14 protein-coding genes and 1 tRNA gene are annotated in these 15,939 nt (G+C 71.2%); 11 read left to right on the top strand and 4 right to left on the bottom strand.

Going from position 1 to position 15,939, the window contains the following annotated elements; translation table 11 throughout:
• The first annotated feature begins 3 nt into the window (after nt 1-3).
• The 6 genes from nadD (at nt 4) to nagE (ending at nt 4,887) form a co-directional block, all read left to right on the top strand.
• Nucleotides 4-600, top strand: coding sequence for a nicotinate-nucleotide adenylyltransferase (gene nadD, locus AC6CQV_RS06585; RefSeq protein ID WP_060958561.1), 597 nt, complete (start codon nt 4-6; stop codon nt 598-600).
• A complete protein-coding gene (locus tag AC6CQV_RS06580) occupies nt 597-1,559 on the top strand; it encodes a hypothetical protein (RefSeq protein WP_498260568.1) in 963 nt (320 codons plus the stop codon). The genes nadD and AC6CQV_RS06580 overlap by 4 nt, the downstream gene beginning before the upstream one ends.
• A complete protein-coding gene (gene rsfS / locus AC6CQV_RS06575) occupies nt 1,556-1,933 on the top strand; it encodes a ribosome silencing factor (protein WP_060958563.1) in 378 nt (125 codons plus the stop codon). Before AC6CQV_RS06580 ends, rsfS begins: the two co-directional genes overlap by 4 nt.
• Before the next feature lie 71 nt (nt 1,934-2,004).
• Nucleotides 2,005-2,080 (top strand) — tRNA-Ala (locus AC6CQV_RS06570).
• Nucleotides 2,081-2,153: 73 nt separating this feature from the next.
• Complete coding sequence (locus AC6CQV_RS06565) at nt 2,154-2,810, top strand: M23 family metallopeptidase (RefSeq protein WP_498260567.1); 657 nt, start codon at nt 2,154-2,156, stop codon at nt 2,808-2,810.
• A 94-nt stretch (nt 2,811-2,904) separates the two neighbouring features.
• Nucleotides 2,905-4,887 carry an N-acetylglucosamine-specific PTS transporter subunit IIBC gene (nagE, locus tag AC6CQV_RS06560; protein ID WP_498260566.1) on the top strand — a complete coding sequence of 661 codons (1,983 nt, stop codon included), beginning with the start codon at nt 2,905-2,907 and terminating at the stop codon, nt 4,885-4,887.
• Nucleotides 4,888-4,938: 51 nt separating this feature from the next.
• Here the strand turns inward: nagE and AC6CQV_RS06555 are convergent, their stop codons facing one another.
• Genes AC6CQV_RS06555 through AC6CQV_RS06545 form a run of 3 tightly spaced genes read right to left on the bottom strand, consistent with a single transcriptional unit; the run spans nt 4,939 to nt 7,405 of the window.
• Nucleotides 4,939-5,649 (bottom strand): SOS response-associated peptidase, encoded by a 711-nt coding sequence (locus AC6CQV_RS06555; protein WP_498260565.1) that lies wholly within the window; start codon nt 5,647-5,649, stop codon nt 4,939-4,941.
• A gap of 9 nt (nt 5,650-5,658) precedes the next feature.
• Complete coding sequence (locus AC6CQV_RS06550) at nt 5,659-6,723, bottom strand: App1 family protein phosphatidate phosphatase (RefSeq protein WP_101306294.1); 1,065 nt, start codon at nt 6,721-6,723, stop codon at nt 5,659-5,661.
• Nucleotides 6,724-6,727: 4 nt separating this feature from the next.
• The gene (locus AC6CQV_RS06545) at nt 6,728-7,405 is read right to left on the bottom strand and encodes a DedA family protein (protein WP_498260564.1); all 678 of its coding nucleotides are present in this window, start codon (nt 7,403-7,405) and stop codon (nt 6,728-6,730) included.
• Nucleotides 7,406-7,490: 85 nt separating this feature from the next.
• Here AC6CQV_RS06545 and AC6CQV_RS06540 point away from each other — a divergent pair, with 85 nt between their 5' ends.
• The 5 genes from AC6CQV_RS06540 (at nt 7,491) to holA (ending at nt 15,613) form a co-directional block, all read left to right on the top strand.
• Complete coding sequence (locus AC6CQV_RS06540; protein ID WP_498260563.1) at nt 7,491-8,807, top strand: anthranilate synthase component I family protein; 1,317 nt, start codon at nt 7,491-7,493, stop codon at nt 8,805-8,807.
• Between the two features lie 70 nt (nt 8,808-8,877).
• Nucleotides 8,878-11,460: a leucine--tRNA ligase gene (gene leuS, locus AC6CQV_RS06535; RefSeq protein WP_101306297.1), complete on the top strand. Its 2,583-nt coding sequence runs from the start codon at nt 8,878-8,880 to the stop codon at nt 11,458-11,460.
• Between the two features lie 126 nt (nt 11,461-11,586).
• Entirely contained in the window at nt 11,587-12,177 is a 591-nt protein-coding gene (locus AC6CQV_RS06530; protein WP_061781780.1) for a ComEA family DNA-binding protein, read from the top strand.
• Nucleotides 12,174-14,501: a ComEC/Rec2 family competence protein gene (locus AC6CQV_RS06525; protein ID WP_498260562.1), complete on the top strand. Its 2,328-nt coding sequence runs from the start codon at nt 12,174-12,176 to the stop codon at nt 14,499-14,501. The genes AC6CQV_RS06530 and AC6CQV_RS06525 overlap by 4 nt, the downstream gene beginning before the upstream one ends.
• 65 nt (nt 14,502-14,566) lie before the next feature.
• Nucleotides 14,567-15,613: a DNA polymerase III subunit delta gene (gene holA, locus AC6CQV_RS06520; RefSeq protein WP_498260561.1), complete on the top strand. Its 1,047-nt coding sequence runs from the start codon at nt 14,567-14,569 to the stop codon at nt 15,611-15,613.
• A 61-nt stretch (nt 15,614-15,674) separates the two neighbouring features.
• On the opposite strand, the gene rpsT is transcribed toward holA, so the two are convergent.
• Nucleotides 15,675-15,935 (bottom strand): 30S ribosomal protein S20, encoded by a 261-nt coding sequence (gene rpsT / locus AC6CQV_RS06515; RefSeq protein WP_036285140.1) that lies wholly within the window; start codon nt 15,933-15,935, stop codon nt 15,675-15,677.
• Nucleotides 15,936-15,939: the final 4 nt, after the last annotated feature.

Raw genomic sequence — 15,939 nt, 5'->3', positions numbered from 1 at the left:
AGGATGACTTCGACGCGCGCCCCACGCATCGGGGTCATGGGTGGAACCTTCGACCCGATCCACCATGGACACCTCGTGGCAGCGAGCGAAGTCGCGCAGTCCTTCGACCTCGACGAGGTCGTCTTCGTGCCCACGGGGATGCCGTGGCAGAAGGCAGACGTGACGGCGGGGGAGCACCGCTATCTGATGACCGTCATCGCGACGGCATCCAATCCGCAGTTCACCGTCAGCCGCGTCGACATCGACCGCGGCGGACCCACCTTCACCATCGACACGCTTCGCGACCTCAAGGCCGCACGCCCCGACGCCGAGCTCTTCTTCATCACAGGAGCGGACGCGATCGCGCAGATCCTCGGATGGCGCGACCACGACGGCCTCTGGGACCTCGCCCACTTCGTCGCGGTCTCGCGGCCGGGACACGTGCTGTCCACGGAAGGACTGCCCGAGGAGGTCGTCAGCCGGCTCGAGATCCCCGCCCTGTCGATCTCGTCGACGGACTGCCGCGCACGCGTCAGGAAGGGACACCCCGTGTGGTACCTCGTCCCCGACGGCGTCGTCCAATACATTGCGAAGCACCACCTTTACCGGAGCGAGGCATGAGCACACCCGACCAGCCCGAAACTCCCCAGCTGACCCGGCGGCAGCTGCGCGAGATGCGCAACACCGCCTCGACGCCGGTGATCACCCCCGAAGAGGCCGACAAGGCCGCTCACGCCGCCGAGCCGGCCCCCGCGGTCGTCGCGCCGTTGCCGCGCGCCGCCGAGCCCGCAGACGTGCCCGAGGCGCCCCCGGCGGCAGCCGACATCGACCTCGACTCCCAGCCCGTCACCCGCCGGGCCTCGCGACGCCAGGAGCGCCTGCGCACGGCATCCGTGACCGTCGCCGACGACACGGCGACCGACGAGGGCGACGGATCCGCCGCGCCCGCCGAGGCGCACGATGCCGCGGCGGGTTCCGGTGTCGAGGCTCCCGCATCGGCGGAGGAGACCCCCGCCGTGACCCGCGAGCCCTTCGCGGAGGCGCCCGAGTCTCGCGAGACCGATGAGCAGGAGCGGCCGATCGTCGCGCCGACCTTCGGGTCGGGCCTCCTCGCCGGCGAGAACGTCGATCTGGAGCTGCCCGCGTCGTTCGATCAGCTCCTCACCCGCGGCAGCACCGCGACGGGGGCACTCTCGGCCCCCAACGCGCTCATCCTGTCGCAGACGCCCGAGACGGGCGCGCTCGTCTCGCCCATCACGGCCACCGGGGAAGTGCTGATCACCGGCACCTTCTCGCTGCCCGAGTCCTTCGGCTCGACCGGCACGCTGCCCGGCCTCGCCGACAACAAGGAGACGGATGCCGTCCTCGTCGACGGTGAGCTTCCGGCCTCGTCCTCACCCACCCCGATCGCGGCGAGTTCCGCGATCAGCACGATCAAGAGCGCAGAAGACATCATCAAGCCGCCGGCGCCGGAGAAGGGGAGCCGGCTCATGCTGGCCCTCGTCATCACCGCCGGCGCGCTCGCCCTCGCCCTGACCGGCGTGCTGATCGTCGCACTCGTGACAGGAGCCTTCCGATGACCGCCGCCGACAGCACCCGCGACCTGGTCGCGATCGCCGCGGCCGCGGCAGAGAGCAAGGGCGCCGAGGATCTCCTCGCGTTCGATGTGTCCGAGCCGCTGCCCCTCGTGGATGTGTTCCTTCTCGCGACCGGATCGAGTGAGCGTAACGTCGCGGCGATCGCCGACGCGGTGGAGGAGGCCATGCTCGAACAGGGCGTCAAGCGGCTGCGCCGCGAGGGCCGCCAGGAGTCGCGCTGGATCCTCCTGGACTTCGGCGATCTCGTCGTGCACGTCTTCCACGAGCAGGAGCGGGTGTTCTACGGTCTGGAACGGCTGTGGAAGGACTGCCCGATCGTTCCCATCGAGGTCGCGGCGCCGGCCGCCGCGGAGTGACACGTGTTCGTTGCACCCCGTGAGATGTAGTAAGGTAGAGGGGTTGCCGCGAGCGGCAGACAACTGAAGATGGGCCTGTGGCGCAGCTGGTAGCGCACCTGCATGGCATGCAGGGGGTCAGGGGTTCGAGTCCCCTCAGGTCCACCAAAAACTCCCGGTCGAACGTCGAATCATCGCCTTCCGCGCATGGTCAGCCGTTCGGATGACGGAGAGGAACGGCATGGTTGCGGCGGTCGACCTGGCATATCCGTTCGCGGGTCGCTGGCTCGTTCGCAACAGCCCGGCCGATCGGGTGCCGAGTCACGGCACGACTCTCTTCGCTACGTCCTACGCCATCGATTTCGTTCCCGTCGACGACGCGGGGCGCACGGCGCCGATCACGGCCCGTTCGCTCGTGCGCGCGGAGCCGCCGTCGCTGTTTCCCGGGTTCGGACGCCCTCTGCTGGCGCCCGTCGACGGCGTGGTCGTCGCCGCCCATGACACCGAGTCCGATCACCTCGCCCATCGCGGTCTGCCCTCGATCGCCTACGCGCTCACTCAGCGACGACGCGTCCGCGGCGGATGGGTGGCACTGGCCGGCAACCACGTCCTCATCGACCGGGACGGCGTCATCGTGGCGCTGTGCCACCTTCAGCGGGGGAGCCTCGTCGTGCGCCCAGGTCAGCGCGTGCGGACCGGCGACGTCGTCGGCCGCTGCGGCAACTCCGGCAACAGCACCGAGCCGCACCTTCACCTGCAGGCCATGGATTCTCCCGACGCCGATCGCGCTCGCGCCGTGCGCCTCCGCGTCAACGGCGCGCTTCCGCGTCGCGGGGAGGTCATCGACGCGATCGCAGGAGGGCGTGCGGAGGGGTCAGGTCGCAGCGGAAATAGCTGAATGAATGCTGTGCGCGACCATTGATCGGCGGTAGCGTCCCCTCAGTGGTCCGCAGCGACGCGCGACCCGATTCCCTCAGGGACGGAGTTCACCGATGAAGTTCTTCCAACGACTCGGCCGATCGATCATGCTCCCGGTCGCGGTGCTGCCGGTCGCCGCGATCCTCTCCGGCATCTCCTACTGGATCAGTTCTGCCGCCGGCGGCTCGAACATCGTGTCCGCCTTCCTCGGCGCCGCCGGTGGCGCCCTGCTCGACAACATGCCGCTCCTGTTCGCCGTCGGCGTCTCGATCGGCATGGCGAACAAGACGGACGGCACGTCGGCTCTCGCCGGCCTGGTCTCCTGGTTGACCATCACCACCCTCCTGGCCCCTGCGACGATGCAGAAGCTGCTCGGCATCGAAGACCTCGCGAACGTCAATCCGGCGTTCGGCAAGGTGCAGAACGTGTTCGTGGGCATCGTCGCCGGTCTGATCGGCGCCTGGTGCTACAACAGGTTCAAAGACACGAAGCTGCCCGATGCGCTCTCGTTCTTCTCCGGGAAGCGCTCGGTCGCGATCGTCACGGCCGGGCTCTCCCTGGTGGTGGCCGTGGTCCTGATGTTCGTCTGGCCCGTCGTCTACGGCGCGCTCGTCACCTTCGGCGAGTGGATCTCCACGCTCGGCCCGTTCGGCGCCGGCCTCTACGGCTTCATGAACCGGCTGCTGATTCCCACCGGCCTGCACCACGCGCTCAACTCGGTGTTCTGGTTCGACGTCGCCGGTATCAACGATCTCGTCAACTTCCTCAACGGCACCGGGACCTACGGCGTCACCGGGCAGTACATGGCGGGGTTCTTCCCGATCATGATGTTCGGTCTTCCGGGCGCCGCCCTGGCGATGTATATGACCGCCGACTCACGACGCAAGAAGGTCACCTACGGCATCATGCTCTCGGGCGCGATCGCCTCCTTCTTCGTCGGCGTCACGGAGCCGCTCGAGTTCGCCTTCATGTTCGTCGCTCCCTGGCTCTACCTCATCCATGCCGTCTTCACCGGCATCTCCGTCATGATCGCGGCGATGCTCCCGACGCGACTGGGCTTCGGCTTCTCCGCCGGATTCATCGACATGTTCTTGCAGTGGACGAATCCGATGGCAGAGAACCCGTGGATCCTCCTGCTGTTGGGCGTCGCCTGGTTCTTCATCTACTTCTTCACGTTCTACTTCCTGATCAAGCGGTTCAAGCTGAAGACTCCGGGCCGCGGCGACGAGCTCGACGAACAGGATGCCGACAACGTCGGCACGAGCCTCACGGGCTATCACGGCACGGCGGAGAAGTTCATCGCGGCGCTGGGCGGGAAGCAGAACATCATCGACGTCGACAACTGCGCGACGCGGCTGCGCATGGAGATCGCCGACACCTCTCAGGTCGACGAGCACGCGCTGAAGCGTGCGGGTGCTGCGGGCACCATCAAGCCGGGCGGGCATTCCGTGCAGGTCGTGTACGGCCTCAACGTGCAGTTCGTCAAGGATGCGATGGAAGACATCCTCAACGACCGCAACATCGAGGCCTTCCGCGGTGCGGATGCGGGCCAGACCGGCGCGGCGGCGGGCTTCGTGGGCGGCGTCGGGGGCGCGGCGGTGGCGGCGGGCGCCGCCGCCGAACAGCGACTGCGGGCGCGGACCGTGCCCGCGGCGACGCTGCAGCTGCGTCAGCCCGTCGCCGGCACCGTGCTCCCGCTGTCCGAGGTGCCCGACGCCATGTTCGCCGAGGGCACGATGGGTCCCGGTCTCGCGATCGACCCCTCGGGCGACACGATCGTGGCGCCCGCGGCAGGAACCGTCGCCTCGGTGTTCCCGACCGGCCACGCGATCGGACTGGCTCTGGCCGACGGCACCGAACTGCTGATCCACATCGGCATCGACACCGTGGACATGAAGGGCGACGGGTTCGAGACCCTCGTGAAGACGGGAGACGCCGTGAGCGCCGGCACGCCGCTCCTCCGCTTCGACGCCGACAAGATCCGCGCCGCGGGACATTCCGCGATCACACCGGTCATCGTGCTGAACAACGAGAACGCCACCGTCGAGTTCGTCTGACCGACGGCGATCCGCGCGAGGAGCGGGCGGAGAGGCCCGCTCCTCGCCGTGTCAGGAGACGGGTTCGATCAGTTCCGGACCGTTGTTGCGCACGTTGCCGACCTCGCGACCGACCTGACGCATCATCAGCCCGTCGACGAGCGCCGGAGCGGCGTCGATCGTCGCGTCGAGCAGGTCGCCGACGTTCTCGGTCGTCGGGTCGAGCCACACATCCGCGTAGTCGGCGTCGATGAACAGCGGCATCCGATCATGGATCGACCCCAGCTGACCGACCGCGCCACGCGTCATCACCGTGAAGCTCAGCATCCACCGCGTGGGATCGTCCGGAGCCTTCGCCGGATCCTTCCACCACTCGTAGAGCCCCGCGAAGAACAGCGGCTCATCACCGGCCGGGTGGATGTAGTACGGCGTCTTGACGCCGTCCTCGGTCTTCCATTCGTAGTACCCGGATGCCGGGACGATCGCGCGCCGCGCGATCAGCGCCTGACGGAAGATCGGTTTGTCCTCGACCTCCTCGGCGCGCGCGTTGATCGCCTTCGCACCGATGCCGGGATCCTTCGACCAGGAGGGCACGAGCCCCCACCGGGCGGCCTCGAGCCGTCGCGTGGGCGGCTCGGTCTTCGCCGAGTCGAGGACGATCGCGACACGATCGGTGGGTGCGACGTTGTACGAGGGCGCCGGCAGATCGTCACCGATCACGTCCACCCGGAGGACGCCGACCAGCTCGGACCCGGAACTGCCCACGACGAAACGACCGCACATGCGGCCAGCCTACGCGGGGCCTCCGACGCCGTCGGCGTCGAGCACGCCGATCTCCGCGAGACGATCCAGAAGCGCGGCGCCGTCGTCACCCGTCACCCACGGCACCGCCGCGGCCGAGTGATCGTCGACGGCGGTCCGGCCTCCGGCGAGGACCGCCTCGGCGGAGGACAGCCGGCGGATCGCCACCGCCCGCACACGCTCGGGGTTCTCGCTCGTGAAGGCCGTGTACAGCGCGTCGTCGTGCTGGCCGTCGTCACCGATGAGCACCCAGGACACCTGCGGGAACTCCCGGGCGAGGCGCCGCAGGTTCTCCTCTTTGTGGGCGCGACCGCTGCGGAACCACCGGTCGTGCGTGGGCCCCCAGTCCGTCAGCAGCAGCGCACCCGGCGGGAAGAGGTGTCGTCGCAGGAAGCGCTGCAGGGTGGGCGCGACGTTCCATGCGCCGGTGGACAGGTAGACGACCGGAGCCCCGGGGCTCTCGCGCACCAGGCGTTCGAGGAGCACCGCCATGCCGGGCACCGGCTGACGGGCGTGCTCGTCCAGGACGAAGGAGTTCCACGCCGCGACGAGAGGACGGGGCAGGGCGGTGACCATCACGGTGTCGTCGACGTCGGAGATGACGCCGAAGCGCACGTCGGCGCCGACGACGAACACGCGCGTCTCGAAGGGCTCGGAGCCTTCGACGGTCATCGTCAGGGGTTGCCATCCCGGTTGGAGACGCGCGGGCAGCACGGTGTCGACCACGCCGCCGCGGTCGGCCACGACGTCATGGCTCACACCGTCGATCGTGACCGTCACGTGGGCGTATCCGACGGGCACCGCCGCGAAGCTCCGCCAGCCGCGCACGCCGATGTCTTCGCCGCGATGACGCGTGCGGCGGCGTGTGCGCACGGGCGGCACGATGAGCACCCGGCCCAGCACCCGCACCCAGTCCTCGCCGCCGTAACCCGGGTAGGCGGACACGCTCGGCCGCAGCCCGCGGGCGCGGGAGCGACGCTCGCGCCAGGCGTGGAATCTGTACTCCAGACGAGCGATCCAGAGCACCTTGACACGCGGTGCGGGTTCGGCGTGCATCGCTTCAGTCTTTCATGTCCTCGGTCGGACGGGTGTCCGCGTCGTCGAGGCGCATGTGCCGCGCCTCCCGCGCGACGATCACGCGCTTGGCGATGTACGCGAGCACGAGGAAGACGGCGATGACGGCCACGAAGAGGTATCCGGCGACGTGCAGCCGGTCGGCGAGTTCGCGGTAGGTGCCCGCCGCCGCCGCCGCGACGCTGATGTACGCCACCGCCCAGACGGTACAGGCCGGCGCGGTCCACGCCAGGAAGCGGCGGTAGGAGAAGCCGCTCATCCCGACCGTGAGCGGCACGAGCGAGTGCAGCACCGGCAGGAAGCGGGACAGGAAGATGGCGGGGCCGCCGCGGCGACGCAGGTAGAGCTCCGCGCGGGTCCAGTTGTCCTCGCCGATGCGACGCCCCAGCCGCGAGAAGCGGATGCGCGGGCCGAGCCACCGACCCAGCCAGAAGCCGATGCTCTCGCCCACCAGCGCCCCGACGACCACGACGACCATCAGCACCGCGGCCTCCGCGACCGACCCGACCGCCGTCGCGGCGACGATGACGACGGTGTCGCCGGGGACGATCAGTCCGACGAGGACGCTCGTCTCCAGCAGGATGGCGATCCCGGCGAGAACCGTGCGCAGCACGGGGTCGACATTCTGCACGGCATCGAGCAGCCACGAGAGGAACTCGTTCACGCGACCAGCCTATGCGGCACCGGGGTGTGCGTATGCCGCGCGGCGGGTCCCGGTCGGCGCGGCGGCGTGCGTCTAGCCTGGGAGGATGCCCGCGCGCCTCGTCGCACATCCGCTCGCCTGGACCGATCCCGCGGCACTGTTCCGCGGCGGTCTCGGCGACCACGAGCACGCGTTCTGGCTGGATGCCGGGCCGCACGCGACGACCGGGTACAGCTGGATGGGCGTCGGCGTCCCCGACGAGATCGGTCCTTCCGACGTCGTGCTGGCAGCGGACGGCGGCGCGGGAGATCCCGTCCCGCCGGGACCGTTCCGCGGCGGGTGGGTCGGATGGTCGGGCTTCGATGCCGCCGCACGGGCGGCGGGGGCACCGGCCACCGTCGACGACCGGGACGGACCGCAGGAGGCGTGGCTGCGCGTGCGCTGGTTCGTCACCGTCGACCACGCCGCGCGCGCGATGTGGCTGGTCGCCGAGCCGGCGGAGCTGGCCGCGGCGCTCGCGCTCCTCGACGCCCCGCGGCGCCACGACGCGCCGCCGCCGACGGATGCCGGGGGCGGCATCGCCACGGCATCCGCTCGCCAGCGACCCTCGGAGTACCGCGCGCTGATCGAACGCTGCCGGGCGGCGATCCGCGCGGGGGACGCCTACCAGCTGTGCCTGACGACGCGCTTCGACGTCGCCGCATCCGACCCGCTCGACCCCGTCGACACCTATCTGCGCCTTCGCGCGGCCCTGCCCGCGCACCACGGCGGCATCATCCGCAGCGGTGCGTTCGCCCTGCTCAGCGCGAGTCCCGAACGCTTCCTCGAGGTGGCCGACGGTATGGTCCGCACGCGCCCGATCAAGGGGACGCGTCCGCGCGGCGGCGACAGCGCCGAGGACGCGGCCCTTGCCCGCGAGCTGGCGGAGAGCGTCAAGGAGCGCGCGGAGAACGTGATGATCGTCGACCTCATGCGCAACGACCTCCAGCGCGTGTGCACACCCGGCACCGTGAGCGCGGAACGCCTGCTCGAGGTGGAGTCGTACTCGGCGGTGCACCAGTTGGTCAGCACCGTCGCGGGACGGCTCAGGCCGGGGACGACGTGGGCGCAGCTGCTTGCGGCGACCTTTCCCGCCGGCAGCATGACCGGGGCGCCGAAGCTGTCGGCGATGCGGATCCTGCACGGGCTCGAGACCGGAGCGCGCGGACTCTACTCCGGCTGCTTCGGTTGGGTCGGCGACGACGGACGCGCCGATCTCGCGATGACCATCCGCTCGATCGTGCTGCATCCGGGAGGCGCCTACGTGGGGGCCGGGGGCGGCATCACCTGGCTCTCCGACCCCGATGCCGAGGTGGCCGAGGTGGGCGTCAAGGCCCGGGGTCCGCTCGGTGCGCTCGGCGCCGCCCTCCCGCCGGGATGGTAGGGCGGGTCCGCTAACCTGGAAGCACGCCTCTCGCGCGTTCCCCAGCTTTCAGATTGGTCTTCCCCTTCCCATGAGCAGCCCCACAGACATCGCCACCGCCGCCGAGAACGGACCGTACGACGTGCACGCCGTGCAGGAGAAGTGGCAGCGCATCTGGGCCGAGAAGGACCCGTTCCGCGCCGGCGGCGACGACGACACGCGCCCCCGCAAGTACGTGCTCGCGATGTTCCCCTACCCCTCGGGCGATCTGCACATGGGTCACGCGGAGAACTACCTGTACTCCGACATCGTCGCGCGCTTCTGGCGGCACCGCGGCTACAACGTGCTCAACCCCATCGGCTGGGACAGCTTCGGCCTGCCCGCCGAGAACGCCGCCATCAAGCGCGGTGTCGAGCCGCGCGGCTGGACCTACGGCAACATCGCCCAGCAGCGCTCGAGCATGCAGCAGTACGGCGTCTCGTTCGACTGGTCACGCGTGCTGCACACCTCCGACCCCGAGTACTACCGCTGGAACCAGTGGCTGTTCCAGCGCCTGTACGAGAAGGGGCTCGCGTACCGCAAGGACGCGCTGGTCAACTGGGACCCGGTGGACCAGACGGTGCTGGCGAACGAGCAGGTGCTGCCCGACGGCACGTCCGAGCGCAGCGGCGCCGTCGTGGTGAAGAAGAAGCTCACGCAGTGGTTCTTCCGCATCACCGAATACGCCGACCGTCTGCTCGACGACCTCAACCAGCTCGAGGGCTTCTGGCCGCACAAGGTGCTGCAGATGCAGCGCAACTGGATCGGCCGCTCCGTCGGCGCCGACATCGACTTCGAGATCGAGGGTCGCACCGAGAAGATCACGGTGTTCTCGACGCGCCCCGACACCCTCTACGGCGCCACCTTCATGGTCGTCGCCCCCGACTCCGACCTGGCCGCGGAGCTGGTGGCCTCGGCATCCCCGGAGGCGCGCATGCGCTTCCAGGACTACCTCGACACCGTGCAGAAGACGAGCGAGATCGACCGGCAGACGGCCGACCGCCCGAAGACCGGCGTCTTCCTGGAGCGGTATGCGATCAACCCGGTCACGGGGGAGCGGCTGCCCATCTGGGCCGCCGACTACGTGCTCGCCGGCTACGGCCACGGCGCCGTCATGGCGGTGCCCGCCCACGACCAGCGCGACCTCGACTTCGCGCGCGCGTTCGACCTGCCCGTGAAGGTGGTCGTCGACACGACGGCGCCGGTCACCGGCGCGATCCCCGTCATCGAGCTGGATGCCGAGGGCGTGCCGATCGATCCCGGCGCCCCGGGCCTGGACGAGATCGATCCCGCCGTGACGGGCGTGGCGCTCACGGGCGACGGCCGGATGATGAACTCCGGCCCGCTCGACGGACTGAGCAAGCGCAACGCCATCGCCCGGGCCATCGAGCAGCTCGAGGCCGCCGGCACCGGTCGCGCCGCGAAGACCTATCGCCTCCGCGACTGGCTCATCTCGCGTCAGCGCTACTGGGGCACGCCGATCCCGATGGTGCACACCGCCGACGGTCGCATCGTCCCGGTGCCGGACGATCAGCTCCCCGTCGAGCTCCCGGCGATGGAGGGTCTGGATCTCACGCCCAAGGGCTCCTCGCCCCTCGGCGCGGCGACCGGCTGGGTCGAGACCGTCGACCCCGAGACGGGCGAGCCGGCCCTCCGCGACCCCGACACGATGGACACGTTCGTCGACAGCTCGTGGTACTTCCTGCGCTTCCTGTCGCCGGGGGACGCCGCACGGGCGTTCTCGTCGAAGGAAGCCGACCGCTGGGGTCCGGTGGACTTCTACATCGGCGGCGTGGAGCACGCGATCCTCCACCTCCTGTATGCCCGCTTCATCACGAAGGCGCTGTTCGACATGGGCCTGGTGGAGTTCACCGAGCCCTTCTCGAACCTCATCAACCAGGGCATGGTCATCCTCGACGGCGCCAAGATGAGCAAGAGCAAGGGCAACCTCGTGCTCTTCCAGGACGAGCTCAACGCCCACGGCGCCGACGCGCTGCGCGTCGCGCTCGCCTTCGCGGGCCCCGTGGAGGACGACAAGGACTGGAGCGACGTCTCGACCACCGGCGCCGCCAAGTTCCTCGCCCGCGCCTGGCGCATCGCGCACGACGTGTCGAGCGCCCCGGACGTCGTGTGGGCTGAGGGCGACACGGCCCTGCGCCGCGTGACCCACCGCCTGTGGGCGGATGCCCCGGCGCTGATCGAGCAGACCAAGTTCAACGTCGTCGTCGCCCGCCTCATGGAGCTCGTCAACGCGACGCGCAAGACGATCGACGGCCCCGCGGGCCCCTCCGATCCGGCCGTGCGCGAAGCCGCCGAGGCCGTGGCGATGATCCTCGACCTGTTCGCCCCGCACACGGCGGAGGAGATGTGGGAGCAGCTCGGGTACGAGCCGTTCGTGGGTCTCGCGACGTGGCGCCAGGCCGACCCCACCCTCCTGGTCGAGGAGTCGGTGACCGCGGTCGTCCAGATCGACGGCAAGGTGCGCGGCACCCTGACGGTGCCCGCACGCATCTCGTCCGACGAGCTCGAGGCGCTCGCGCGCGCGGACGAGAAGGTCGTGCGCTCCCTCGCCGGCCGCGAGATCGCCCGGGTCGTCGTGCGCGCGCCGAAGGTCGTCAGCTTCACGACGGCCTGACCCCGCGAGGGGAGGAGCCCCTCCTCCCCAGGACGCTCACCCTGGCGGCTCTCCACGAACAGCCGCCGGAAGGGGTCGTCCCCGCGCTGAGGGTGTGAGCGTGGGCGGGTGAGTTCTCCCGAGAAGATGGCCGCGGCATCCGCCGACGCCGCCCTGGCCCGTGTGCGGCGACGCCGCCTCGGCACCGGCGCGGCGATCGTGCTGGTGCTCGCGATCGCGGCGATCGCGGTCGTCATCGGGTTGGTGCGCTCGGCCGCGGCGCCCGCCGCCTCGGTTCCCGTGGCGGTTGCGGATCCCACGCCGCCGCCCGTGTACGTGCACGTGTCCGGCGCGGTGGCTCACCCCGGGCTGTACCGGCTCGACGACGGCGCGCGGGTGGTCGACGTCGTGGCCGCCGCCGGCGGACTGGCCGACGACGCGGATGCCGCGGCCATCAACCTCGCGCGCCCGCTGAGCGACGGCGAGCAACTGCACGTCCCGCGCGTGGGGGAGAGCGCGCCACCGGCCGCCGCCGCGACCGGGGAGGGACGGGTGAACCTGAACACCGCCGATGCCACCGCTCTCGACGCGCTGCCCCGCGTCGGCCCGGCGATCGCGGAGCGCATCATCGCGTGGCGCACCGAGAACGGACGGTTCACGAGCGTCGACGACCTGCTCTCGGTGCCCGGGATCGGCGAGAAGATGCTGGCGGGGTTGCGCGATCGGGTGACGGTGTGAGGGTCGGCCCGCGGACGGAGCGAGCGATCGGCGGACGCCGCCTCCGGCGACGCGACGCCCGGCTGGTCCCGGTCGCGGCCGCCGCGTGGCTCGTCGCGGGCCTGCTGACCGCCCACGCCGAGGTCTCCGGCGTCGTCGCGACGGCGCTGTGGGCGGCATCCGCGGCCGCACTGCTCTGCGCGGTGCGCCGCGGCCGTGCGGCGCCCGCGTGCGCACTGATCGCGGTCGCCCTCGCCGCGAGCGGCGCGGTGGCGATGCAGGTCGCCGCAGCCCAGCCGACACGCGCGGTCGTCGCCGCCGCCGACACGACCGGCGGCCGCGCCCTGTCGGTGATGGCGACCGCGGTCGGCAAGATCGAGCGCAGCGCGACCGGGTGGCGCTTCGACGCGATCCTGGAGCGGCTCGAGTACGGCGACACCGTGATCTCCGCGGCGGCGCCCGTCCTCGTGCGGACGACCGAGGTGCCCACCGGCCTCGACCTCGGCGCGCGGGTGCGACTGCGGGGCACGGGCTGGCGACCGGAGGCGGGCGACCGGGCGGTGCTGGTCATCGACGCCGCGTCCGTGCCCACGCTGCTGTCGGGGCCGACAGGAGCGCTGTCCGTCGCGTCGGGGCTCCGCCGCGGCCTCGCCGAGGTCACGGCCGGACTGGCCGATCCGGGGCGTGGACTCATCGCAGGACTCGCCGTCGGCGACACCTCCACCGTCGACCCGGGGCTGGACACCGCGATGAAGGCGTCATCGCTCTCGCACCTGACTGCCGTCAGCGGCGCGAACTGCGCGCTGGTCGTGGGGATGGCGTTCGGGGGCGCCGCCGTCTGCGGCGCCCGTCGCGGCATCCGGGTCGGGGCGGGCCTCGCCGCACTGGTGGCGTTCGTCGTGCTCGTCTCGCCCGAGCCGAGCGTCGTCCGCGCCGCGACCATGGCTGCGGTGGCGATGCTCTGCGTGCTCCTCGGACGCACCGGCGCGGGACTGTCTCTGCTCGCCGTCTCGGTCGCGGTGCTCGTCATCATGGATCCGTGGCTGGCACGCTCGCTCGGCTTCGCCCTGTCCGTCACGGCGACGGCCGCTCTGCTGGTCGTGGCCGGCCCGCTGGCAGACGGGTTGGCGCGGTGGATGCCGCATCCCCTCGCCCTGGCCCTGTCGGTGCCGCTGGCCGCGCAGCTCGCCTGCGCCCCGCTCATCGTGCTCATCTCGCCGCAGGTATCGCTCTACGGGGTGCTCGCGAACGTCCTCGCCGCACCGGCCGCTCCGCTCGGCACGGTCCTCGGCCTCGCCGCGTGCGTGTGCGCCGGCATCCCCGCCCTCGGAGCGGGGATGGCCGTGCTCGCCTGGCTTCCCGCGGCCTGGATCGCCGCGACGGCCACCGTCGTCGCGCAGCTTCCGGGCAGCGCCGTGTGGTGGCCGCAGGGTCCGGTCGGGCTCCTCGCCCTCGCCGTGGTGGTCCTCGCGGTCGGGCTCCTTCTCGTGCGGACGCGCCGGGTCTGGCGCATCGCCTCGCTGCTCGTGCTGGCGGTCACCGCCGCGGTGGCGCTGGGCGTGGGACCGGTCGCGGAGATCGGGGAGCGCGCCCGGATCCCGTCGGACTGGACGATCGCGGCGTGCGATGTCGGTCAGGGCGACGCGCTCGTCGTGCGGTCGACGGCGCACGTGGCGCTGGTCGACACCGGTCCCGACCCGGCAGCGCTGGAGCGCTGTCTGCGCACGCTCGGCGTCGACCGCATAGAGCTGCTCGTGCTGACCCATTTCGACCACGACCACGACGGCGGCGTCGCGGCCGTCGTGGGCCGCGTCGACGTCGTCGTGCACGGACCGGCCGGAACCCCCGACGACGAGCGCACGCTCCGACGTCTCGCCGAGGGCGGAGCCCGACCGGTCCGTGCCACCGCGGGGATGACCGGCCTGCTGGGAGACGCGCGGTGGCGCGTGCGGGGGCCGGAGAGCAACGCGGTGGCGGGCAACGACGCCAGCGTGGTCATCGAGGTCACCGGTCCCGCGGTCCCCACGACGCTGATGCTCGGCGATCTCTCGGCGGACGGGCAGCGTCGTCTGGCCGCGAGTGCACCGCTGCTGACGTCCTACGCCGTGGTCAAGGTCTCCCACCACGGCAGCGCGGATCAGGATGCCCGGTTCTACGCCCGCCTGCGCCCGGCTCTCGCGATCGTCTCGGTCGGCGCGAACACGTACGGGCATCCGCGCGCGGAGACCCTCACGATGCTCTCGGGGCTGGGCGCACGCATCGACCGCACCGACGCCGAGGGCCTCATCGTCCTGTGGAGCGAGGAGTCGGCCCTCCGCGTCTGGCGCGAGAGGTCTCCGCCGTGACGGCGGCGGCCCGCGACCACGCGGCGGGGCGACGCGACGTCGGACGGCGTCGATAGGCTGGAGGCATGCCACCCGCCGCCCGTCGTCCCGCCGCGCGCGGGGGTTCCCGCACCGCGTCGGCGATCCCTCAGATCTCCTGGCGCAGCCCCCAGCCGGCGCCGATCGTGCTCGTCTCGGGGCCGGAGGACGTCTGCGCGGAGCGGGCGACCGCCGGCATCCGCGATTTCCTGCGCGCCGAGGACGCGAGCCTCGAGGTCTCCGACCTCCGCGCCGACGACTACACCTCCGGCAGTCTGCTGACACTGACCTCGCCGTCGTTGTTCGGCGAGCCGCGTCTCGTGCGGGTCGGTGGCGTGGAGAAGTGCTCCGACGCCTTCCTCACGGAGGCACTCGCCTACATCGAGGCCCCGCAAGACGGCGCCACCGTCGTCCTGCGCCACACCGGATCGAGCGTCCGCGGCAAGAAGCTGCTCGATGCGATCCGCTCCGGCACGGGCGGGGGAGTGGAGATCGCCTGCCCCGCGGTCAAGCGCGATTCCGACCGGTTCGACTTCGCCGCCGGTGAGTTCCAGACCGCGCGCAAGAAGATCGCTCCGATCGCCCTGCGCGCCCTCGTCGGCGCCTTCTCCGACGATCTCACCGAACTGGCCGCCGCCTGCCAGCAGCTCATCTCCGACGTGCCCGGTGACATCACCGAACAGGTCGTCGAGCGCTACTACGGCGGCCGCGTCGAGACGTCGGCGTTCACCGTCGCCGACACCGCGATCGCCGGCCGCTACGGCGAGGCGCTCGTGGCCCTGCGCCACGCGCTCGCGAGCGGAGCCGACCCGGTGCCGCTGGTGGCCGCGATCGCCTCGAAGCTGCGGACGATGGCGCGGGTCGCCGGCCTGCGCGAGTCGTCGGCATCCATCGCCGCACGCCTCGGGATGAAGGACTGGCAGGTCGACCGCGCCCGCCGCGACCTGACCGGCTGGAACGAGACCAGCCTGGGGCGCGCCATCCAGGCGGCGGCGCGCGCGGATGCCGAGGTCAAGGGCGCCTCGCGCGACCCCGTGTTCGCGGTCGAGCGCCTGATCACGATCATCGCGACGCGCGCCCCCTACGGCGCCTGACCCGGACACGACGAAGGCCCGCCCCGGATGCGGGACGGGCCTTCGTGCGACGGGATGCGGCTCAGAGAGCGGCGACCTGCTTCGCGATCGACGACTTGCGGTTCGCGGCCTGGTTCTCGTGGATGACGCCCTTGCTCACGGCCTTGTCGAGCTTCTTCGACGCCTTGGCGAGAGCCTTCTCGGCGGCGGCCTTGTCGCCGGCGGCGATGGCCTCGCGGGTGCGACGCACCTCGGTCTTCAGCTCGCTCTTGACGGCCTTGTTGCGCTCGCGCGCCTTCTCGTTGGTCTTGTTGCGCTTGATCTGCGACTTGATGTTCGCCACGTTC

The organism is Microbacterium sp. EG9 (assembly GCF_059759475.1).
The sequence above is the reverse complement of the archived record's forward strand: the minus strand, read 5'-3'. Positions and strand labels throughout refer to the sequence as shown.